Genomic DNA, 21,499 nt, shown 5'->3' with positions numbered 1-21,499 from the left:
CTTACCCGTTGAAGCCCTTGCCTTCGTCCGCCAGCTTCTGCAGCAGCGGCGCGACCTGCCAGGCTTCGCCGTGGTAGCCCTTGGCGTAGCGCTTCATGGCCAGCGCCACGTTGTACAGGCCGACCTGGTCCGCGTAGAGCATCGGGCCGCCGCGGAACAGCGGGAAGCCGTAGCCGGTCAGGTACACCATGTCGATATCCGAGGCCTTGGAAGCAATGCCCTCTTCCAGGATCTTGGCGCCTTCGTTGACCAGCGCGAACACCAGGCGCTCGACGATCTCCTCGTCCGAGATCTTGCGGCGCGTCAGCCCCAGGTCCTTGGAGTGCTGCACGATCATGTCGTTGACCTGCTGGTTCGGGTACGGCTTGCGGTCGCCCGCCTTGTAGTCGTACCAGCCCGCGCCGGTCTTCTGGCCGAAGCGGCCCATCTCGCACAGCAGGTCGGCGGTCTTGGAGTACTGGATGTCCGGCTTGTCCACGGCGCGGCGCTTGCGGATGGCCCAGCCGATGTCGTTGCCGGCCAGGTCGCCCATGCGGAACGGGCCCATGGCAAAGCCGAACTTCTCGATGGCCTTGTCGACCTGCTCGGGCAGCGCGCCTTCGTCCAGCAGGTAGCCGGCCTGGCGGCTGTACTGCTCGATCATGCGGTTGCCGATAAAGCCGTCGCACACGCCCGACACCACCGCGGTCTTCTTGATCTTCTTGGCCACCTGCATCACCGTGGCCAGCACGTCCTTGCCGGTCTTCTCGCCGCGCACCACTTCGAGCAGCTTCATCACGTTGGCCGGGCTGAAGAAGTGCATGCCGACCACGTCCTGCGGACGCCTGGTGAACGAGGCGATCTTGTTGACGTCCAGCGTCGAGGTGTTCGAGGCCAGGATCGCGCCGGGCTTCATCACTTCGTCCAGCTTCTTGAACACGACTTCCTTGACGCCCATTTCTTCGAACACGGCCTCGATCACCATGTCGGCGTCCTTGATGTCGTCATAGGACAGCGTCGTGCTGAGCAGGCCCATGCGCTGCTCGACCTTCTCCTGCGTCAGCTTGCCCTTCTTGGCGCTGTTCTCGTAGTTCTTGCGGATGATGCCGACGCCGCGGTCGAGCGCTTCCTGCTTGGTTTCCAGGATCGTGACCGGAATGCCTGCGTTGAGGAAGTTCATGCTGATGCCGCCGCCCATGGTGCCGGCACCGATCACGGCGACCTTCTCGATCTTGCGCACCGGGGTGCCTTCGGGCACGTCGGGAATCTTGCTGGCGGCACGCTCGCCGAAGAACGCATGACGCAGTGCGCGCGATTCCGGCGTGGTCACCAGGAACAGGAAGCCCTCGCGCTCCTGCTTCAGGCCCTGCTCGAACGGCTTGAGCGAGCCCGCCACGGCTTCCAGGCACTTCAGCGGCGCCGGGAAGTTCTTGGCCATCGCGGCCACGGTGTTGCGGGCGAAGCCGAGGTAGCCTTCGGCGTTTTCGTGGCGTACCTTAAGGTCGCGCACCTTGGGGTGCGGGCCGCTGGCGGCGCCGACGTTCTGCGCGAACTTGATGGCCGCGGGCAGCACGTCGCCGTCGACGATCTCGTCGAACAGCTTGGTGCCGGCGAACTTCTCGGACGGCACCGCGGTGCCCGACACGATCATGTTGGCGGCGGCCTCCAGGCCGATCACGCGCGGCAGGCGCTGCGTGCCGCCGGCACCGGGCAGCAGGCCCAGCTTCACTTCCGGCAGCGCGATCTGCGCGCCCTTCGACGCAACGCGATAGTTGCAGCCCAGCGCCAGCTCCAGGCCGCCGCCCATCGCGACCGAATGCACCGCCGCCACCACCGGCTTGGACGAGGCTTCCAGCACGCGGATCACCGAGTGCAGGGTCGGTTCCTGCATGGCCTTGGGCGTATTGAATTCGCGGATATCGGCGCCGCCCGAGAATGCCTTGCCGGCGCCGGTAATGACGATCGCCTTGACGGCGGCATCGTCCAGCGCACGGGTCATGCCTTCGACGATGCCAAGCCGGGTGCTGTGACCCAGGCCGTTGACAGGGGGATTGTCGAGCGTGATGACGGCTACGCCGTCCTGAACCTGATACTGCGCTGTCATGCTGGTTCCTTTGGTGTCAGAAGTTGTCTCGGGATTCGAATTCTCGAATGAATGTTTTCTGCAGCGCGGGGCGTGCCGGCTGGTGCCGGTGCCTGCCCCGGGTCGCGGCGCTTACGGGCGGGTTAACCCTTGACCCGATCCGCCGCTTTCCCGCGCCCCACAACGCCCTCCGGCGCCTGGGCGAAACAAGCATACACAGAATAGCACGGTCGTTCAATTTTAATTTCCGAACATTTTGGGGACCATGCGCAACGCGAATGCCGCCCCTGATCGCGCTGCATGGAGCCGGCGCTTAACGACCCGGAGGTAGCCGCGCGTGATGGCGGTTACGGCACTTGCCTGTTCGCGCGAGCGCCGTCCCCCAGACCAGTATCGGACTTTATTTGACCGATACGGGAAAATCGCCGGCGCGGACGCGGTAGACTCGCGGCTTTTCGTTTTTTGCCGCCGGGCCTTCACGAGATGCCGGGCGGCGGAAGGTCCAGCGACCCTGATGTCTTCCCCCACTACTTCTTCGTCCAGGCGCGCTTTGGCGCAGCATGGACACCAGCACCCGGTCGTCGAGCACGACGACCTCCAGCGCAGGCTCAAGGCCCGCCACCTGACCATGATCGCCGTCGGCGGCGCGGTCGGCACCGGCCTGTTCGTGGCCTCGGGTGCGTCGATCGCGCAGGCCGGCCCGGGCGGCGCGCTGCTGATGTATATGCTGCTCGGCCTGATGGTGTATTGCCTGATGACCAGCCTGGGCGAGCTGGCGGTGCACATGCCGGTGGCCGGCTCCTTTGTCACCTACAGCGCGCTCTATGTCGACGAGGGCTTCGGCTTCGCGCTGGGCTGGAACTACTGGTTCAGCCTGGCCGTAACCATCGCCGTCGAGCTGACCGCGGCGCAGCTGGTGATGCAGTACTGGTTCCCCGACGTGCCGGGAGTGCTGTGGAGCGCCGGCTTCCTGCTGCTGATGTTCGGGCTCAACGCGTTCTCGGTGCGGGGCTTCGGCGAGGCCGAATACTGGTTCGCGCTGGTCAAGGTAATCACCGTGGTGGTATTCCTGGGCGTGGGGCTGCTGATGATCTTCGGCATCATGCAGGGCGGCCCGCAGTCCGGCTGGCATAACTTCACCACCGGCGACGCGCCTTTCGTCGGCGGCATCCCGGCCATGTTCGGCGTGGCCATGATCGCCGGCTTCTCCTTCCTCGGCACCGAAACCGTCGGCGTCGCCGCCGGCGAGGCCGAGCGCCCCGCCGTCACCATTCCGCGCGCGATCCGGCAGACCTTCTGGCGCATCCTGCTGTTCTACGTGCTGGCGATCCTGGTCATCGGGGTGCTGATCCCCTATACCGACCCCAACCTGCTGCGCAACGACGTGACCGACGTCGGCGTGAGCCCGTTCGCGCTGGTGTTCCGCCACGCCGGGCTGGCCTTCGCCGCCGGGCTGATGAACGCGGTGGTGCTGACCGCGCTGCTGTCGGCCGGCACCTCGAGCATGTACGTGTCGACGCGGATCCTGTACGGCCTCGCCGTCAGCCGCCGCGCGCCGCGCGTGTTCGGCCGGCTCACGCGCAACGGCGTGCCGTTTGTCGCGCTGCTGGCGACCACCGGCATCGGCGCGTTGTGCTTTCTGAGTTCGCTGCTCGGCAACAAGACCGCCTATCTGTGGCTGCTCAACACCTCGGCCATGACCGGCTTCATCGCCTGGCTCGGCATCGCCGTCAGCCACTACCGCTTCCGCCGCGGCATGGCCCACCAGGGGCATGACCTCGGCAAGCTCGCCTACCGCTCGCCGCTGTATCCGTTCGGGCCGATCTTTTCGGCTGTGCTGTGCCTGGTGATCATCGGCGGGCAGAATTACCAGGCCTTTGCCGACATCCCCAACCGGTGGCGGGAGATCGTCGCGACCTATATCGGCGTGCCGGTGTTTCTGGTGCTGTGGCTGGGATATCGGCTGGTCACCGGGTCGCGGTTGATTGCGTATGAGGATATGCCGTTTGCGTTTCCGGAACGGAAGGCGCAGGACGAGCGAGAGGCCGCGTAAGAAGTTGGGGCCGGGCACAGCGAAGCATGGCACTTCGTTGAGGCTCCGGCCCTCTCCCCCGCCCCTCTCCCGCGAGCGGGAGAGGGGAGAAAACGGCGGGAATCGCAGGGCTGGCCCTACACCTCCAGCCACTCCTTCCTGACCTGCCCGTTCGCCTTCAGTTCGCCCGGCGTGCCTTCGAACACGATATGCCCGTGGCCCATGACATAGACCCGCTGCGAGATATCGAGCGCAATCGCCAGCTTCTGCTCGATCAGCAGCACCGAGACGCCGCGTTCCTTCAGGGTCTTCAGGTAATCGCCCACCAGCGCCACGATCATCGGCGCCAGCCCTTCGGTGGGCTCATCGATCAGGATCAGGTCGGGATCGCCCATCAGCGTGCGGCATAGCGTCAGCATCTGCTGCTCGCCGCCGGACAGCACGCCGGCCGAGGTGTTCTCGCGCTCCTTCAGGCGCGGGAACATGTTGAACATATCCTCCACGCTCCAGCGCGGCTTCGGCTGGCGCGGGTTGCGCTTCTCGCCCAGCAGCAGGTTCTGCCGCACCGTCAGCGTCGGGAAAATGTCGCGGTTCTCCGGCACGTAGCCGATGCCGAGGTGCGCGATCTCGAAGGTGCGCCGCCCGAGGATCTCTTCCCCGCGAAACTTCACCGACCCTTCGGCCCTGACCATGCCGAGAATGGCCTTGGCCATGGTCGAGCGCCCCACGCCGTTGCGCCCCAGCAGCGCCACGATCTCGCCCTCGTCGATATGCGCGTCGACGCCGTGCAGGATGTGGCTCTTGCCGTAATAGGCGTGCAGGCCCGTGACTTCCAGCATGCGCTTGCCCATCAATGCGCTCCTTCGGTGGTGGCTTCGTCCAGCGTGGTGCCCAGGTAGGCTTCCTTGACCTTGCGGTTGTTGCGGATTGCCTGCGGGGTATCGGTGGCGATGACTTCGCCGTAGACCAGCACCGAGATGCGGTCGGCCAGCCCGAACACCACGCTCATGTCGTGCTCGACCATCACCAGCGTCTTGCCCACGGTGACCTTGCGGATCAGCTCGACCGCATGGTCCGATTCGGAGCGGCTCATGCCCGCGGTGGGCTCGTCCAGCAGGATCACCTCGGCACCGCCGGCGATGGTGATGCCGATCTCCAGCGCGCGCTGCTCGGCATAGGTCAGCAGGCCGGCCTGGGTATCGCGCCGGTGCTGCATGCCGATCAGCTCGAGCACCTCCTCGGCGCGCTCGCGCGCGTCGCGCAGCCCGGTGAGCCGGTGCCAGAACGAATACTTGTAGCCGAGCGACCACAGCACCGCGCAGCGCAGGTTCTCGAACACCGACAGCCGGTGGAAGATATTGGTGATCTGGAAGCTGCGCGACAGCCCCATGCGGTTGATGACGAAGGGCTGCAGCCCGCCGATCTCCGCGCCGTTCAGCCGCACCGTGCCGCTGCTCGGCGCGAAGCGGCCCGAGATCAGGTTGAAGGTGGTCGACTTGCCGGCGCCGTTGGGGCCGATCAGCGCATGGCGCTCGCCCTTGGGAATGCTCAGGTTCACGCCGCGGATGATCTCCGTCTGGCCGAACTTCTTGCGTACCTCGGTCAGTTCCAGTGCCGCCGCGCTCATGCCCTGCCTCCTGCGATTTCTGCCTGTACCTTGTCCCATTGCGCGCGCGATGCGCGCACCGCCAGCCGCCACGCGGCCAGTCCCACCGCCCACAGCGCCGCGGCCGCCAGCCACGGGGCCCAGGTGGCGGCATCGAAGCCGACGCCGAACAGCTTCATGGCGGTGCCATTGGCGCTGTCGACCTGGACCTTGTAGACCAGCTCGACCGTCAGGATCATCGCCACCAGCAGCACCGCGCCGGCCGCACCGGCCTTGGTATAGGACGGCAGCATGCGGCGCAGCTTGCCCTTTGCCGCCAGCGGCAGCTGCATCAGCAGCAGGCTGGCCAGGCCACCCGGCACGAACATCACCATCAGCACGAAGAACAGGCCCAGGTACAGCAACCAGGCCTTGGTCAGGTCCGACAGCGCCACCGCGAACAGCACGAACACCACCGCGCCGATGATCGGCCCGAAGAACACGCCGGCGCCGCCGATGAACACCGCCAGCAGCACGCCGCCGGAACGCACCGCGCTGACGTTCTCGGCCGAGACGATCTCGAAGTTGATCGCCGCCAGCGCGCCGGAGATGCCGGCGAAGAACGCCGACAGGATCAGCACCAGGTAGCGCACGCGCTGGGTGTTGTAGCCGATGAACTCGACCCGCTCGGGGTTGTCGCGCACCGCGTTGGCAATGCGGCCCAGCGGGGTCTGGGTCCAGGCGTACATCGCCACCATCGATACCAGGCACCAAGCCGCGATCAGGTAGTAGACCTGGCGCCCGGGCCCGAAGGTGATGCCCAGGAACGGGTCGCCGACCACGCGGTTGGTGGAGATGCCGCCCTCGCCGCCGAAGAACTCCGGGAACATCAGCGAACTGGCAAAGACCATCTCGCCGATGCCCATGGTGATCATGGCGAAGGTGGTGCCGGCCTTCTTGGTGGTGACGTAGCCGAAGATGACGCCGAAGAACGCGCCGGCCAGCCCGCCCACCAGCGGCAGCATCGACACCGGCAGCCACACCTTGCCGGCGCCGACCATGTTCAGCACGTGCACGGCGATAAAGGCGCCCAGCCCTGAGTACACCGCATGGCCGAACGACAGCATGCCGGTCTGCCCCAGCAGCATGTTGTACGACAGCGCGAAGATGATCATGATGCCCATCTGCGACAGCAGCGTGATGGCGAAGCCCCCGGTGAAGAACAGCGGCAGCACCAGCATGACCAGCACGGTCAGGCTCCAGATGATCCAGCGCGCCAGGTTCAGCGGGCGGTAGCGCAGGGTGCGGCCGGTTGCGACCGGCTCGCGGGGTTGTTGCATCGCTTGCTCCATGGCCTCAGCTCTCCCGGGTTCCCATCAGTCCACGCGGGCGGAAGATCAGCATCACCACCAGCAGCAGGTACGGCAGCACCGGCGCCACCTGGGCCACCGTCAGCTTCCACAGCGAATAGAACGGCGTGGCCTCGCTGACCGCCAGCCCCAGGCCGGTCATCAGGCCCGCCAGCGAGGCGTCGATGGTGACCGCGAAGGTCTGCAGCACGCCGATCAGGATCGACGCAATGAACGCGCCCACCAGGGAGCCCATGCCGCCCACCACCGCTACCACGAACACGATCGACCCCACCGCGGCGGCCATCGACGGCTCGGTGACGAAGGCATTGCCGCCGATCACCCCGGCCAGCCCCGCCAGCGCGGCGCCGCCGCCGAACACCATCATGAACACGCGCGGCACGTTGTGCCCCAGCGCCTCGACCATTTCCGGATGGGTCAGCGCGGCCTGGATCACCAGCCCGATGCGGGTGCGCGTCAGCACCAGGTAGATCGCCACCAGCATGCCCAGCGACACCAGCATCATGAAGGCGCGGTATTTCGGGAACGACGAGGTGAACACCGTGAACAGCGGCCCGTCGAGCTCGGCCGGGATCCGGTACGGCACCGCCGCCAGGCCCCACACCAGCTTGACGCCCTCTTCGATCAGGTAGGCCAGGCCGAAGGTAAACAGCAGCTCGGCCACGTGGCCGTACTTGTGCACCGTGCGCAGGCCGAAGCGCTCCACCAGCGCGCCCGCGCCCGCCACCAGCAGCGGCGCTAGGATCAGCGCCGGCCAGAAGCCGATCTTGCTGGCGATGGTGTAGGCAAAGTAGGCGCCCAGCATGTAGAAGCTGGCATGGGCAAAGTTGAGCACGCCCATCATGCTGAAGATCAGCGTGAGGCCCGACGACAGCATGAACAGCAGCAGCCCGTAGCTGATGCCGTTCAGCAGTGAGATGACGAAGAATTCCACAGCGTGTCCTTCAAGCTGGTGCCGCCATGCGGGGGCATGCCGGCAACCGTCCGGGTCGATCGAGGGTGAGCGCCACCGCCGGGGGCGGACATCGCCCCCGGACACTCCCCGTTATGGTCTGGAAAAAGACCGGAATGTCGGCCGGAAAGACCGGAAGTATGCCGGCCGCGCGGCCACTTTGTCAGCGTTGGCCGCGCCCCGCCGTCGGGATCAGCCCGGCCGCTTCATCTGGCACGAGGTCGGCTGGGCCGACACGTACTGGTCCATCAGCGCGTTGGTCTTCCAGCCGTAGCCGGTGTTTTCCTGGTCGTACTTGACTTCCTTGCCGTCGACCTTGGTCCAGGTGGCCACCACCAGCGGCTGCTGCGCCTGGTGGTCGGTGTTGCGCATCTCGACCGTGCCGTTCATGCTGTCGACCTTGATGCCTTCCAGCGCCTTGGCCACCTTGACCGGGTCGGTCGAGTTGGTGTCCTTCATCGCCTTGCTGAGCATGGCAATGCCGGTGTACGAGGCCATCACGTAGAAGTCGTCGTTGTACTTCTTCTTGTAGCCCTCGATGATGTCGGCGCCGCGGAAGCCCTTGTTGTTGGGGTTGTAGTAGCCCACGTACTTGACGTGCTCGGCGCCGGCCGCGCCCATCGCGGTCGGCACGCCGGTGGTGCCGGCGTAGTAGGTGTAGTAGTTGGTGGTGAGGCCGGCGTCCTTGCCGGCCTTGATCAGCAGCGCGAGGTCGCTGCCCCAGTTGCCGGTGATCACGGTGTCGGCGCCGGAGGCCTTGATCTTGGCCGCGTACGGCGCGAAGTCCTTGACCTGCGCCAGCGGATGCAGGTCTTCGCCGACGATCTGGATGTCCGGGCGCTTGCGCTTCAGGTAGTCCTTGGCGGCGCGCGCCACCTGGTGGCCGAACGAGTAGTTCTGGTTGATCAGGTAGACCTTCTTGACGTTGGGGTCCTTGGCCAGGAAGGTGGTCAGCGCCTCCATCTTCATGTCCGAGTTGGCGTCCAGGCGGAAATGCCAGTAGTTGCACTTGGCATTGGTCATGTCCGGATCCACCGCGGCGTAGTTCAGGTAGACGATTTCCTTGCCGGGGTTGCGCTCGTTGTGCTTGGCCACCGCATCCTGCAGCGCCAGGCCGACCGACGAGCCGTTGCCCTGCACCACGTAGCGGATGCCCTGGTCGATCGCCTGCTTGAGGATGGTCAGGCTTTCCTGCGGCGACAGCTTGTTGTCGAAGCCCACCACCTCGAACTTGTGCGGACCGGCCCAGCCCTTCTGGTTGGCGACATCGGCGACGTACTGCCAGCTCTTGAGCTGGTTCTGGCCAACCGGGGCCATCAGGCCCGAGAGCGGATCGATAAAGGCGATCTTCACCGTATCCGCGAGTGCGGACCCCGAAACCAGCGCAGAACCCAGTGCGGCAAACGTGGCCACACCGGCCACCAGCGGACGCATTTTGGTCATACCTGTCTCCTTCACTCTTATCGTGGCTTGTGGTTCGATGTCGTCGATGCAACCGGCCGCGTGGCGCCCTCCTGTTCGCGCCGCGCGGCCGGCCCCGGCAGCGCCGTGCCGCAAACCGGCCCGGCGCACCGGATGCTGGCCTGCCGGCCTCAGGCAGTCGGCAGCTTGTAGTCCTTGAACTGCTCGCGCAGCCGCAGCTTCTGCATCTTGCCGGTGGCGGTCAGCGGAATCTCGGTGACAAAGGCCACGTCGTCCGGAATCCACCACTTGGCGACCTTGCCTTCGAAGAACTGCAGCAGTTCCTCGCGGCTGACCTCGGCGCCGGGCTTCTTCACCACCACCAGCAGCGGGCGCTCGTCCCACTTGGGGTGGTAGGCCGAGATGCAGGCCGCCATGTGCACCGCGGGATGCGCGGCGGCGACGTTCTCGATGTCGATCGACGAAATCCATTCGCCGCCGGACTTGATCACGTCCTTGCTGCGGTCGGTGATCTGCATGAAGCCGTCGGCATCGATGGTGGCGACGTCGCCGGTGGGGAACCAGCCATCGACCAGCGGGCTGACGTCATTGCGGAAATAGCGGTCGATGATCCACGGCCCGCGCACCAGCAGGTCGCCGAAGGCCTTGCCGTCCCACGGCAGTTCCTTGCCCTCGCCGTCGACGATCTTCATGTCGACGCCGTAGATGACGCGACCCTGCTTTTCCTGGATCTTGTGGCGCTCGGCGTCGGGCAGGTCGTGGTGCTTGGCCAGCAGCTTGCTGGCGGTGCCCAGCGGCGACATCTCGGTCATGCCCCAGGCGTGGATCACCTCCACGTCCAGCGCCTCGAGCGCGCGGATCATCGCCGGCGGCGCGGCCGAGCCGCCGATCACGGTGCGGCGGAAGGTGGAGAATTTCAGCTGGTTGGCCTGCACGTGCTGCAGCAGGCCAAGCCACACCGTCGGCACGCCGGCGGAGAAGGTCACCTTCTCCTGCTCGAACAACTCATAGAGCGAGGCACCGTCGAGCTTGGGCCCCGGCAGCACCAGCTTGGCGCCGACCAGCGGCACCGAATACGGCAGGCCCCAGGCATTGACGTGGAACATCGGCACCACCGGCAGGATCACGTCGCTGGCCGAGCAGCCCAGCGCATCCGGCATGGCCGACGCATACGAGTGCAGCACCGTGGAGCGGTGCGAATACAGCGCGCCCTTCGGGTTGCCGGTGGTGCCCGAGGTGTAGCACAGGCTCGACGCAAGGTTCTCGTCGAACTGCGGCCATTCGTAGTTGCCGTCCTGCGCGTCGAGCAGTTCTTCGTAGCACAGCAGCGGCACCTTGGACTCGGCCGGCATGTGCGCGCGATCGGTCATCGCCACCCAGCCGCGCACGTTGGGGCAATGCGGGGCCACGCCCTCGACCAGCGGCAGGAAGGTCAGGTCGAAGAAGACATAACCGTCTTCGGCGTGGTTGACGATATAGGCAATCTGCTCGGGGAACAGGCGCGGGTTGACGGTATGGCAGACGGCGCCCATGCCCGACACGCCGTAATAGATCTCCAGGTGGCGGTAGCCGTTCCAGGCCAGCGTGCCGACGCGCTCGCCCTGCTGCACGCCGAGCGCGCCCAGCGCCTGCGCCAGCTTGCGGGCACGCAGCTCGCAATCGCGGTACGTATAGCGATGCAGGTCGCCCTCCGTGCGCCGCGAGACGATCTCGGTGCTGCCGTAATAACGCGCGGCGTGTTTGATGATGGAGGAAATGAGCAGCGGTGCGCTCATCATTTGACCCATCAATGCCATGAACCTGCCTCCTGAATGCTGTTCTGTTCCACCGAAAAACGAACAACCGTACTATTTTTGGACGGTCGTTCGCATCTATGGCGTCGGCAAGGAGCCGACCCGGTCGTGCACTGCCGTACTGTCGTCGCGTTGCTGTGTTCGGGGCCGCAATTCTGCGGAAGTCCATGCACCGGATTCATGGGCTCAGTGAAGGCGGGAAATAACCTTGCGGTGCATGGCGGCATGTTCCGGCGGGGCGCGGTCTCGTGCCGTTGAGGACGTACAATACTGCGTGGCATGTTGCACCTCAACATGTCGTTTTCCCTAGCCACCATCGCATTTTCGTGCCTTGCGCATGCCGCGCCGCACCGCCTGACACGCGTGCCGCGGCACCGCGCCGAGCGCACCGAAAGCGCACTGCCACCTGGCGCCCGAGCGCCCCTACGCGATGCCAGACACGCCCCCGCCGCACGCTCCGCAAGCCGTTGCCGATACCGCCACGCCGGCGACCCTGCCGCTGCCATTCCCGACCGCGCCCGGCTTTGCCGAACTGGGCCCGCAGTTCTTCACGCGCCTGCGTCCGACGCCGCTGCCATCGCCATACCTGGTCAGCGTGGCGCCTGCGGCCGCGGCGCTGCTGGGCTGGGATGCCAGCATCGGCAGCCGGCAAGACTTCATCGACACCTTCATCGGCAACCAGGTGCCGGACTGGGCCGATCCGCTGGCGACGGTCTATTCCGGGCACCAGTTCGGAGTCTGGGCCGGCCAGCTCGGCGACGGCCGCGCCATCCGCCTGGCGCAGGCGCAGACCGACACCGGCCCCTGGGAAATCCAGCTCAAGGGCGCGGGCCTGACACCCTATTCGCGCATGGCCGACGGGCGCGCGGTGCTGCGCTCGTCGATCCGTGAGTACCTGTGCTCGGAGGCGATGGCCGCGCTGGGCGTGCCCACGACGCGCGCGCTGTCGATCATGGGCTCCGACGCGCCGGTGCGGCGCGAGACCATCGAGACCGCCGCGGTCGTGACCCGGCTGTCGCCCACCTTCATACGCTTCGGGCACTTCGAGCATTTCGCCGCGCACGACGACGTGGCCGCGCTGCGCAAGCTGGCGGATTTCGTCATCGACAACTTCATGCCCGCCTGCCGCGACGACGGGCAGCCGTACCAGGCGCTGCTGCGCGAGGTCTCGCTGCGCACCGCCGACCTGATCGCGCACTGGCAGGCGCTGGGCTTCTGCCACGGCGTGATGAACACCGACAATATGTCGATCCTGGGCCTGACCATCGACTACGGCCCGTTCGGCTTCCTCGATGCGTTCGACGCCAACCATATCTGCAATCACTCCGACACCCAGGGCCGCTACGCCTACAGCCAGCAGCCGCAGGTGGCGTTCTGGAACCTGCACTGCCTGGCGCAGGCGCTGCTGCCGCTGTGGCTGCCGCCCGCGCAGGCCGACCAGGAAAGCGCGCGCGATGCCGCCATCGAAGCCGCGCGCGCCGCGCTGGACCCGTTCCGCGAGCGCTACGCCGCGGCGTTCTTCCGCCACTACCGCGCCAAGCTCGGCCTGCGCCCGCCTGCCGGGGGTGACGACAAGACCGACGAGCCGCTGCTGACCAGCCTGTTCCAGCTGCTGCACGGCCAGCGCGTCGACTACACGCTGTTCTGGCGCAAGCTGTGCGGCATTTCGTCCACCGATGCCTCGCGCGACGCGCCGGTGCGCGACCTGTTCCTCGACCGCGCCGCCTTCGACGCCTGGGTGGCCGACTACCGCGTGCGCCTGCGTGCCGAGCAGTCGCACGATGCCGCGCGCGAACTGGAAATGCTGGCGGTCAACCCCAAATACGTGCTGCGCAACCACCTGGCCGAGACCGCCATCCGCCGTGCGCGCGAGGACAAGGATTTCAGCGAGGTGGACCGGCTGCTGGCGGTGCTGTCGCGCCCGTTCGACGAACAGCCCGAGGCCGAACACTACGCGGCGCTGCCGCCGGACTGGGCCGCGGGGCTGGAGGTCAGCTGCTCGTCCTGACGACCGCGACCGGCACCGCGCGCCTGCACGCCGGCGCAAGCCGGTGTAAGGTTCGCGCAATTCCGGCGACCAATGCCGTGGACAAACCGCAAGGAACAAGCGTGGACGCTGAACGCCTGACCGGCCACCCACTCCAAGGAACACCGCGAGGACAACCATGACCACCACCAAGACCGACGCCGAGTGGCGTGCACAACTCTCCGACATCGAATACCGCGTAACCCGCGAAGCCGCCACCGAGCGCCCCTTCACCGGCCGCTACTGGGACCACTGGGACCAGGGCATTTACCACTGCGTGGGCTGCGGCACGCCGCTGTTCGAATCGGCGACCAAGTTCGATGCCGGCTGCGGCTGGCCCAGCTATTTCCGCCCGATCAATGGCGAGGTGATCGCCGAGCATGTCGACCACAGCCACGGCATGACGCGCATCGAAGTTCGCTGCAAGGAATGCGGCAGCCACCTGGGCCACGTCTTCGAAGACGGCCCGGCCCCGACCGGCCTGCGCTATTGCATCAACTCGGCTGCGCTAAAATTCGACGATCAGGCCGACGAGCACACGCCGGCCCAGCGTGCGGCGGATGATGCCCACGCTGCCGAAGCACCCAAACCCGACCCGCAGACCTGATGCCTGAACTGTCCGGCGACGACGCCGGACAACAACCTGGACCCGCATGAAATTCCTGTTCGACCTGTTCCCGGTCATCCTTTTTTTTGCCGCGTTCAAGCTGGCCGACATTTACACCGCCACCGCCGTGGCCATCGCCGCCACGGTGGTGCAGATCGGCTGGGTCTGGTTCCGGCACCGCAAGGTCGAGCCGATGCAGTGGGTCAGCCTGCTGATCATCGCGGTCTTCGGCGGCGCCACGCTGGTGCTGCACAACGAGACCTTCATCAAGTGGAAACCGACCGTGCTGTACTGGCTGTTCGCGGCCGCGCTGCTGGGGTCGGTGCTGGTGTGGCGCAAGAACCTGATCCGCGCCATGATGGAAAAGCAGGTGTCGCTGCCGGATCCGGTGTGGGCGCGCCTGAACGTTGCCTGGGCCGGCTTCTTCGCCGCCATGGGCGTGCTCAACCTGTACGTGGCCTACCAGTTCTCGACCGAGGCCTGGGTCAACTTCAAGCTGTTCGGCAGCATGGGGCTGATGCTCGTCTTCATCGTCGCGCAAAGCGTCTGGCTGTCGCGCCACATGCCGGAAAACACCCAGGACTGACGGCGGCACCCCGCCCCGTTCCGCCCCCACGAACCGAAGGAAACCATCGATGGCAGCCGATCCCGAGACGATCGAGGCAATGCTGCGCGCAGCGCTCGACCCCAGCCACCTGGCCGTGCGCGACGACAGCGCGCTGCACGCCGGACACGCCGGCGCCGCGTCCGGCGGCGGACATTATGACGTGACAATCGTCAGCGAGCGCTTTGCGGGTCACAACCGGGTTGCCCGGCACCGCATGGTGTATGATGCGCTGCGCGGTCTGTTCCCCACGCAGATCCACGCCCTGGCCGTGACTGCGTTCACCGGCCAGGAGTACCAATCCCGCGCACAATCCCTCGCACCCTCACGCGATTCTTCCAGCAACTCTCAGACCTGATTCCATGAAGACCACCGTCCTCTCGTTCAGCCTGGCGGCTGTGCTTGCTGCCGGCAGCCTGCCGGCCATCGCCCAGAATGCCGCCGTCGTGAATGGCAAGGCCATTCCGTCGGCAAAGCTGGACAAGTTGATCGCCGGCACCGGCCAGCCCGACAACCCGGAGCTGCGCACGCGCGCCCGCAACATGCTGATCGACCGCGAACTGCTCGTGCAGGAAGCCAACAAGCGCGGCCTGACCCAGCGCGACGACGTGCAGGAGCAACTGGAACAGGCCCGCCTGAACGTGCTGGCCGGCGCGGTGTTCGAAGACTACGTCAAGACCCACGGCGCCAGCGACGCCGAGCTGCGCAAGCAATACGACAAGATCAAGTCGCAGTTCGGCAACGGCAAGGAATACCACGCCCGCCACATCCTGGTGGAAAAGGAAGCCGACGCCAAGGCCATCATCGCCAAGATCAAGGGCGGCGCCAAGTTTGAGGACCAGGCCAAGGCCGCGTCGAAGGACCCGGGCTCGGCCGCCAACGGTGGCGACCTGGACTGGGCCAACAGCGGCAGCTACGTGCCCGAGTTCTCGGCGGCCATGACCGGCCTGAAGAAGGGCCAGATGACCGACACCCCGGTCAAGACCCAGTTCGGCTGGCACATCATCGAGCTGGTCGACGTGCGCGACGCCAAGATCCCGTCGTTCGAAGAAGTGAAGCCGCAGCTGACGCAGATGCTGATGGGCGACCAGAACTGGCAGCGCGAGCAGTTCCAGGCCATGATGAAGGCCCTGAAGGACAAGGCCAAGATCCAGTAAACCGCGCGCCGGTCGCCCCCGCCGGCCCTGCAGCCATCCAGGATGCAGCGCGTGCAGACGACCGGCCGCTACCGGCAGCTCTGGCATCTCTCGTCCCGCGGCCTGTGCTATTGCGCACTGGCCTGGGCCACCCTGGACGGCGCCGCCCCCGGCTGGCGCCGGCTCCATCCCCACCTCCCCTTGCGGGATCGGTATTCCCCGGAAAAAACCTTGCATGCGGTCGTGGCCTATCAACTGGCCAGCGGCGCGCTGGTGCCTGCGCGCGGATATGAGGGCGCGCGGATGCTGACGTTTGCGTATGTGGCGTGGAGTTCTAGGCCGCGAGGAGCGGCTGCGGCCTGACGCCGGTTTTGTGGCTCAGGTGGATGCGTACAGTGCTGGTGTACATGGGTGCGAGCGCCGGACTTCGTTGATGCTCCGGCCCTCACCCCCGGCCCCTCTCGCGCAAGCGGGAGAGGGGAGCAAACCCGGCAGCAAGTCTCGCCCGCCTCGGGCTTTTCCAGTATCCGCTTGCGTACTCCCTCGCCCGCTCGACACCTTGCTGCAGCCGTAGCATGAGTATGTCGCTGACCTTCCACCTGGACAGGAACACCCTTCCCACCGAAACCGAGCAATTCAAGACCTGTGGCGGGTCGCGCGGCTGCTCGAACCGCTCGGCTTTCCGCTTAGCGATTGGTATCCTCCGGCCGACTCCCCGGAACAATCGTTGCTCAACCGGGCCTTCGATGACCAGGCCAGGACCTGCTGCCACGCTACACAAGCCCGTAGCGCGCGTCCGGCATGCAAGAAAAAAAGCCACCGGCACGCCGGTGGCTTCCTGATTGGACTGCCCTGAGCGGACGCCGGTGAGCCTTAGCCCACCCACTTCCTCGCATTCCGGAACATCCGCATCCACGGGCTGCCGCCGTCGGCGACCTGCTTCCATGCATCCGGTGCCCAGCTCATGGTCGCGGCGCGGAATACGCGCTCGGGGTGCGGCATCAGCACGGTGAAGCGGCCGTCGACGGTGGTCACCGAGGTGATGCCGTCCGGCGAGCCGTTCGGGTTGAGCGGATAGGTCTGGGTGACCGCGCCGTAGTTATCGACGAAGCGCAGCGCCACCTGGGCCTGGTCGATATTGCCCTGCTGCGAGAAGTCGGCAAACCCTTCGCCGTGCGCGACCACGATGGGGATGCGGCTGCCTTCCATGCCGGCGAAGAAGATCGACGGCGACGACTGCACCTCGACCGTGACATAGCGCGCTTCGTACTGCTCCGACTGGTTACGCGTGAACTTGGGCCAGGCGCCGGCGCCCGGGATGATCGGGGCCAGGTTGCTCATCATCTGGCAGCCGTTGCACACGCCCAGCGCGAAGGTGTCCTGGCGGTTGAAGAAGGCGGCGAACTGCTCGGCCATCTGCGCGTTGAACAGGATGGTCTTGGCCCAGCCCTCGCCCGCGCCCAGCACGTCGCCGTAGCTGAAGCCGCCGCAGGCGACGAAGCCGGTAAAGTCGGCCAGGTTGGCGCGGCCGGCGATCAGGTCGCTCATGTGCACGTCGTGCGTGTCAAAGCCGGCGCGGTCCATGCTGTACGCCATCTCGATCTGCGAGTTGACGCCCTGCTCGCGCAGGATCGCCACGCGCGGACGGGCGCCGGTGGCAACGAACGGCGCGGCAATATCCTCGGCCGGATCGAAGGTCAGCACCGGGCTGATGCCGGGGTCGGCCGCATCCAGCAGGCGGTCGTATTCGCTGTCGGCGCAGGCCGGGTTGTCGCGCAGGCGCGCGATGCGCCAGCTGACTTCGCTCCAGTTGCGCTGCAGGTCGGTGCGCGAGGCGCCGAACACCTTCTTGGCGTCGCGGTAGATCTCGACCTGGTCGGTGGTGTTGGGCTTGCCCACCACGTGGCTGCATGCCGACAGGCCGGCCTCGCGCAGCACCGCGAACACGGCGTCGCGGTCTTCCATGCGCACCTGCACCACCGCGCCCAGTTCTTCGGAGAACAGCGCGCGCAGGGTCTGGTCGTTGCGGCGCTCGGCGATCTGCTGGGCCCAGTTCTTGGCGTCGCCGTAGTCCTGCTCCTGCTGCGGATCGAGCGCCAGCATGTCGACGTTCAGCGACACGCCGCAGTGGCCGGCAAAGGCCATCTCGGCCAGCGTGGCGATAAAGCCGCCATCGGAACGGTCGTGGTAGGCCAGCAGCTTGCCCTCGCGGTTCAGGCGCTGGATCACGTTGAAGAAGTTCTTCAGGTCTTCGGCGTTGTCGACGTCCGGCGCGCTGTCGCCCACCTGCTGCGTGACCTGCGCCAGGATGCTGCCGCCCATGCGGTTCTTGCCGCGGCCCAGGTCGACGGCGATCAGCACGGTGTCGCCGGCGTCGGTGCGCAGTTGCGGCGTCAGCGTGCGGTTGACGTCGTCCACCGCGGCAAAGGCCGAGATGATCAGCGATACCGGCGCCACCACTTCCTTGTCGACGCCCTGGTCCTGCCACTTGGTACGCATCGACAGCGAATCCTTGCCCACCGGGATGCTGATGCCCAGCGCCGGGCACAGTTCCATGCCGACGGCGTGCACGGTGTCGTACAGCTTCGCGTCCTCGCCCTCGACGCCGCAGGCGGCCATCCAGTTGGCCGACAGCTTGACCTTGCCCAGGTCCTTGACCGGCGCCGCGGCCAGGTTGGTCAGCGCCTCGCCGATCGCCATGCGGCCCGAGGCCGGTGCGTCGATCACGGCCAGCGGGGTGCGCTCGCCCATGGTCATCGCCTCGCCGGCATTGCCCTTGTAGTCCAGCGTGGTCACGGCCACGTCCGCCACCGGCACTTGCCACGGCCCGACCATCTGGTCGCGCGCGTTCATGCCGCCCACGGTGCGGTCGCCGATCGAGATCAGGAACGACTTGCTGGCCACGGTCGGATGGCGCAGCACATCGCGCACGGCCTGCTCCAGGCTGATGCCGGTCACGTCGACGGCCGGCAGCGGCTGCTCGACGCGCTTGACGTCGCGGTGCATGCGCGGCGGCTTGCCCAGCAGCACGTCCATCGGCATGTTGACGGCGTAGTGTTCCTTGAGCGCGGCGTCGACGCTGGCGTCGACCAGCTGCAGCTGCTTCTCTTCCGTGGCGATGCCGACCACGGCGAAGGGCGAACGCTCACGCTCGCACATGGCCTGGAACTGCGGGAAGCTGTCCGGCGCGATCGCCAGCACATAGCGCTCCTGCGACTCGTTGCACCAGATTTCCGCCGGCGACAGGCCGGACTCTTCCAGGTGCACCTGGCGCAGGTCGAAGCGCGCGCCGCGGTCGGCGCCGTCAACCAGTTCGGGGAAGGCGTTGGAGATGCCGCCGGCGCCGACGTCGTGGATCGACAGGATCGGGTTGGCGTCGCCGAGCTGCCAGCAGGCGTTGATCACTTCCTGCGCGCGGCGCTCCATCTCGGGGTTGCCGCGCTGGACCGAGTCGAAGTCCAGGTCGGCGGTGTTGGTGCCGGTCGCCATCGAGCTGGCGGCGCCGCCGCCCATGCCGATGCGCATGCCCGGGCCGCCCAGCTGGATCAGCAGCGTGCCGGCCGGCAGCGGGTTCTTGTGCGTGTGCGAGGCGTCGATATTGCCGATGCCGCCGGCGATCATGATCGGCTTGTGGTAGCCGCGCACGGTGCCGCCGACGTTCTGCTCGTAGACGCGGAAGTAGCCGCCCAGGTTGGCGCGGCCGAATTCATTGTTGAAGGCGGCGCCGCCGAGCGGGCCGTCGATCATGATCTGCAGCGGCGAGGCTATGCGGTCGGGCTTGCCGGTCACGCCGGGCTTGTCGTCCGGGTTGCGGTGCGCCACCGGCTGGGCGGCGTCGCGGTCGTTTTCCCACGACTCCACCGCCTCGGGCAGCATCAGGTTGGACACCGTGAAGCCGGTCAGGCCGGCCTTGGGCTTGGCGCCGCGGCCGGTCGCGCCTTCGTCGCGGATTTCGCCGCCGGCGCCGGTGGAGGCACCCGGGAACGGCGAGATCGCGGTCGGGTGGTTGTGCGTCTCCACCTTCATCAGCGTATGCGTCAGCGCCTCGTGGCGGCCGTACTTGTGGTCGGTGCCGCGCGGGAACCAGCGCTCGGCCACGTCGCCTTCCATCACCGCCGAGTTGTCCGAGTAGGCCACGATCGAGCCCTGCGGATTGAGCTGGTGCGTATTGCGGATCATCGCGAACAGGGACTTGTCCTGCTGCACGCCGTCGATGGTCCAGGTGGCGTTGAAGATCTTGTGGCGGCAGTGTTCGCTGTTGGCCTGCGCGAACATCATCAGCTCGACGTCGGTCGGGTTGCGCTCCAGCTTCGCGTAGGCGTCGACCAGGTAGTCGATCTCGTCCTCGGACAGCGCCAGGCCCATCTCGACGTTGGCCGCGGCCAGCGCGCTGCGCCCGGCCGAGATATCGATGAAGCGCAGCGGCTTGGCCGGCAGTTCCTGGAACAGGCCGGCGGCATCGTCACGCGACGCGACCACGGTCTCGGTCATGCGGTCGAACAGGTGCGCGGCAACCGCGGCGCGGGTGTCCGCGTCCAGCGTCTTGCGCCCGCGCAGCAGGCCCTTCTTGCAGACCACGGTGATCTCGATGCCGCGCTCGATGCGGTGGATATGGGTCAGGCCGCAGTTGTGGGCGATATCGGTGGCCTTGCTGGCCCACGGCGAGATCGTGCCGAAGCGCGGGATCACCACGAAGCGGTCGCCCTCGGGCTGCTCGGCGAACGGCGCGCCGTAGGTCAGCAGCGCCGCCACGCGCGACTGGTCGTCGGCTGACAGCGGCGTCTGCGCGTCAACAAAGTGCAGGAACTGGCCATGCACGGACTCGATATCGGCATCGATCTGCCGCAGGGCGGTGAGCAGGCGTTGCTGACGGAAGGCGGAAAGCGCCAAAGCGCCGGGGAAGCACGAGAAATGCGCCATGATCGTAGCGGTCAGGGAGGCGTGGAGGTAAAGCCTGGTAGGGGCCTGGTAGGGGCTGCTGCTTGCTCGGCACCGCTGCATGGGGTGCCGGCTGGCGGGAAACCGCTATTGTACCTTGCCGGCACCCGCTTTTTGCACTGCGACATCATGGCCGCGCTGTGTCAGCCCGGATCGTGATAATGCTTATGCATCACTTTCTGGCAATGCGCGAGTCAGAGTGACGTCGCCGACCGCGCCGCCTGCTCGTACAGCCCCGTCAGCACGCGCATCAGCCTGGCCAGTTCGCCGATTTCGGCATTCTCTTCGCTGCCGGCGGTGAAATTGCTGGTCAGGCACTGCTCGCGGATGTCGCGGTAGCGGGAACACGCCTCGGCACCGGCTTCGGTGGTGGAATAGGTGGCCTCCTTGCCCACCCGCTCCCCGCTCACCAGCCCCAGCCCCTGCAGCTTCTTCAGCGCATAGGTGACCAGGTGTGTGTCTTCCACGTTGAGCACGAAGCAGATATCGGCCAGCCGCTTGGGTCGGCCACGGTGGTTGACGTGGTGCAGCACCAGCACGTCGAGGAAGGTCAGGTCGCGCACGCCGGCGGCGCCCATGCAGCGCACCACCCAGCGGCTGTAGGCGTTGTAGGCGGTATTCAGGCCGAACTCGAATTCCGACAGCTCGGGGCTGCGCACCGACACCAGGTGCGACGACGACACGATATTCGCGCCGGCGGCGCGCGACAGCGCGGTCGCTGGCCTGCCGGCAGGCGTATCGGCGACCGCGGCGGCGGGCGCGCTTTCGGCTGGCTTGCGTGACATGGAAACGATTCCTTTCGATGGAGGGCGTCATTGACGGTGTTCGGAGTGCCAGATGGCGCGGGCTCGCCCCGCCGGGCACCGCCTTTGGCCTGACAGTTTATCGGTGAATTACCACGAATAAAACGACATTTCGGACCGCACCCAGCCGCCCGCAGAGCCGAGCAGGCGTCATCGCATTTCAGGCTCT

General features: G+C 66.6%; 15 protein-coding genes. 6 read left to right on the top strand and 9 right to left on the bottom strand.

The window, feature by feature from the left end; all coding sequences use genetic code 11:
• Position 1: 1 nt before the first annotated feature.
• Positions 2-2,083 carry a 3-hydroxyacyl-CoA dehydrogenase NAD-binding domain-containing protein gene (locus A3AG_RS0113505; RefSeq protein ID WP_018005919.1) on the bottom strand — a complete coding sequence of 694 codons (2,082 nt, stop codon included), beginning with the start codon at positions 2,081-2,083 and terminating at the stop codon, positions 2-4.
• A 493-nt stretch (positions 2,084-2,576) separates the two neighbouring features.
• Here A3AG_RS0113505 and A3AG_RS0113500 point away from each other — a divergent pair, with 493 nt between their 5' ends.
• Complete coding sequence (locus A3AG_RS0113500; protein ID WP_081610726.1) at positions 2,577-4,115, top strand: amino acid permease; 1,539 nt, start codon at positions 2,577-2,579, stop codon at positions 4,113-4,115.
• A 116-nt stretch (positions 4,116-4,231) separates the two neighbouring features.
• Here A3AG_RS0113500 and A3AG_RS0113495 read toward each other — a convergent pair whose 3' ends face one another.
• The 6 genes from A3AG_RS0113495 to A3AG_RS0113470 form a co-directional block, all read right to left on the bottom strand.
• Entirely contained in the window at positions 4,232-4,945 is a 714-nt protein-coding gene (locus tag A3AG_RS0113495; RefSeq protein WP_018005917.1) for an ABC transporter ATP-binding protein, read from the bottom strand.
• On the bottom strand, positions 4,945-5,721 hold the full coding sequence (locus tag A3AG_RS0113490) for an ABC transporter ATP-binding protein (RefSeq protein WP_018005916.1): 777 nt from the start codon (positions 5,719-5,721) through the stop codon (positions 4,945-4,947). The genes A3AG_RS0113495 and A3AG_RS0113490 overlap by 1 nt, the downstream gene beginning before the upstream one ends.
• A complete protein-coding gene (locus tag A3AG_RS0113485; RefSeq protein WP_018005915.1) occupies positions 5,718-7,031 on the bottom strand; it encodes a branched-chain amino acid ABC transporter permease in 1,314 nt (437 codons plus the stop codon). The genes A3AG_RS0113490 and A3AG_RS0113485 overlap by 4 nt, the downstream gene beginning before the upstream one ends.
• A gap of 4 nt (positions 7,032-7,035) precedes the next feature.
• Positions 7,036-7,983, bottom strand: a complete 948-nt coding sequence (locus A3AG_RS0113480) for a branched-chain amino acid ABC transporter permease (protein WP_018005914.1) — start codon at positions 7,981-7,983, stop codon at positions 7,036-7,038.
• A gap of 210 nt (positions 7,984-8,193) precedes the next feature.
• Entirely contained in the window at positions 8,194-9,444 is a 1,251-nt protein-coding gene (locus A3AG_RS0113475) for a branched-chain amino acid ABC transporter substrate-binding protein (protein ID WP_018005913.1), read from the bottom strand.
• A gap of 149 nt (positions 9,445-9,593) precedes the next feature.
• Positions 9,594-11,219, bottom strand: a complete 1,626-nt coding sequence (locus A3AG_RS0113470) for a 3-(methylthio)propionyl-CoA ligase (RefSeq protein ID WP_018005912.1) — start codon at positions 11,217-11,219, stop codon at positions 9,594-9,596.
• A gap of 427 nt (positions 11,220-11,646) precedes the next feature.
• On the opposite strand from A3AG_RS0113470, the gene A3AG_RS0113465 reads away from it, so the two are divergent.
• The 5 genes from A3AG_RS0113465 (at position 11,647) to A3AG_RS0113445 (ending at position 15,610) form a co-directional block, all read left to right on the top strand.
• Positions 11,647-13,224, top strand: a complete 1,578-nt coding sequence (locus A3AG_RS0113465; RefSeq protein ID WP_018005911.1) for a protein adenylyltransferase SelO — start codon at positions 11,647-11,649, stop codon at positions 13,222-13,224.
• A gap of 157 nt (positions 13,225-13,381) precedes the next feature.
• On the top strand, positions 13,382-13,849 hold the full coding sequence (gene msrB / locus A3AG_RS0113460) for a peptide-methionine (R)-S-oxide reductase MsrB (protein WP_018005910.1): 468 nt from the start codon (positions 13,382-13,384) through the stop codon (positions 13,847-13,849).
• A 46-nt stretch (positions 13,850-13,895) separates the two neighbouring features.
• Positions 13,896-14,435, top strand: a complete 540-nt coding sequence (locus A3AG_RS0113455) for a septation protein A (RefSeq protein WP_018005909.1) — start codon at positions 13,896-13,898, stop codon at positions 14,433-14,435.
• A 49-nt stretch (positions 14,436-14,484) separates the two neighbouring features.
• Positions 14,485-14,811 carry a BolA family protein gene (locus A3AG_RS0113450; protein WP_018005908.1) on the top strand — a complete coding sequence of 109 codons (327 nt, stop codon included), beginning with the start codon at positions 14,485-14,487 and terminating at the stop codon, positions 14,809-14,811.
• A 4-nt stretch (positions 14,812-14,815) separates the two neighbouring features.
• Complete coding sequence (locus tag A3AG_RS0113445) at positions 14,816-15,610, top strand: peptidylprolyl isomerase (RefSeq protein ID WP_018005907.1); 795 nt, start codon at positions 14,816-14,818, stop codon at positions 15,608-15,610.
• 852 nt (positions 15,611-16,462) lie between these two features.
• Here the strand turns inward: A3AG_RS0113445 and purL are convergent.
• Positions 16,463-20,509 (bottom strand): phosphoribosylformylglycinamidine synthase, encoded by a 4,047-nt coding sequence (gene purL / locus A3AG_RS0113435; RefSeq protein ID WP_018005905.1) that lies wholly within the window; start codon positions 20,507-20,509, stop codon positions 16,463-16,465.
• 212 nt (positions 20,510-20,721) lie between these two features.
• Positions 20,722-21,312 (bottom strand): winged helix DNA-binding protein, encoded by a 591-nt coding sequence (locus A3AG_RS0113430; RefSeq protein WP_018005904.1) that lies wholly within the window; start codon positions 21,310-21,312, stop codon positions 20,722-20,724.
• Between the last annotated feature and the right edge of the window lie 187 nt (positions 21,313-21,499).

Source organism: Cupriavidus neocaledonicus (assembly GCF_000372525.1).
GTDB lineage: Bacteria > Pseudomonadota > Gammaproteobacteria > Burkholderiales > Burkholderiaceae > Cupriavidus > Cupriavidus neocaledonicus.
Note: the sequence above shows the minus strand (reverse complement) of the source record. Positions and strands in the feature narration are given on the sequence as shown.

Bases quoted from the DNA above. Each gene is read 5' to 3' on its own strand.
- A3AG_RS0113505 (WP_018005919.1), bottom strand. From the start codon at position 2,083: ATGACAGCGCAGTATCAGGTTCAGGACGGCGTAGCCGTCATCACGCTC.
- A3AG_RS0113500 (WP_081610726.1), top strand. From the start codon at position 2,577: ATGTCTTCCCCCACTACTTCTTCGTCCAGGCGCGCTTTGGCGCAGCAT.
- A3AG_RS0113495 (WP_018005917.1), bottom strand. From the start codon at position 4,945: ATGGGCAAGCGCATGCTGGAAGTCACGGGCCTGCACGCCTATTACGGC.
- A3AG_RS0113490 (WP_018005916.1), bottom strand. From the start codon at position 5,721: ATGAGCGCGGCGGCACTGGAACTGACCGAGGTACGCAAGAAGTTCGGC.
- A3AG_RS0113485 (WP_018005915.1), bottom strand. From the start codon at position 7,031: ATGGAGCAAGCGATGCAACAACCCCGCGAGCCGGTCGCAACCGGCCGC.
- A3AG_RS0113475 (WP_018005913.1), bottom strand. From the start codon at position 9,444: ATGACCAAAATGCGTCCGCTGGTGGCCGGTGTGGCCACGTTTGCCGCA.
- A3AG_RS0113470 (WP_018005912.1), bottom strand. From the start codon at position 11,219: ATGGCATTGATGGGTCAAATGATGAGCGCACCGCTGCTCATTTCCTCC.
- A3AG_RS0113465 (WP_018005911.1), top strand. From the start codon at position 11,647: ATGCCAGACACGCCCCCGCCGCACGCTCCGCAAGCCGTTGCCGATACC.
- msrB (WP_018005910.1), top strand. From the start codon at position 13,382: ATGACCACCACCAAGACCGACGCCGAGTGGCGTGCACAACTCTCCGAC.
- A3AG_RS0113455 (WP_018005909.1), top strand. From the start codon at position 13,896: ATGAAATTCCTGTTCGACCTGTTCCCGGTCATCCTTTTTTTTGCCGCG.
- A3AG_RS0113450 (WP_018005908.1), top strand. From the start codon at position 14,485: ATGGCAGCCGATCCCGAGACGATCGAGGCAATGCTGCGCGCAGCGCTC.
- A3AG_RS0113445 (WP_018005907.1), top strand. From the start codon at position 14,816: ATGAAGACCACCGTCCTCTCGTTCAGCCTGGCGGCTGTGCTTGCTGCC.
- purL (WP_018005905.1), bottom strand. From the start codon at position 20,509: ATGGCGCATTTCTCGTGCTTCCCCGGCGCTTTGGCGCTTTCCGCCTTC.
- A3AG_RS0113430 (WP_018005904.1), bottom strand. From the start codon at position 21,312: ATGTCACGCAAGCCAGCCGAAAGCGCGCCCGCCGCCGCGGTCGCCGAT.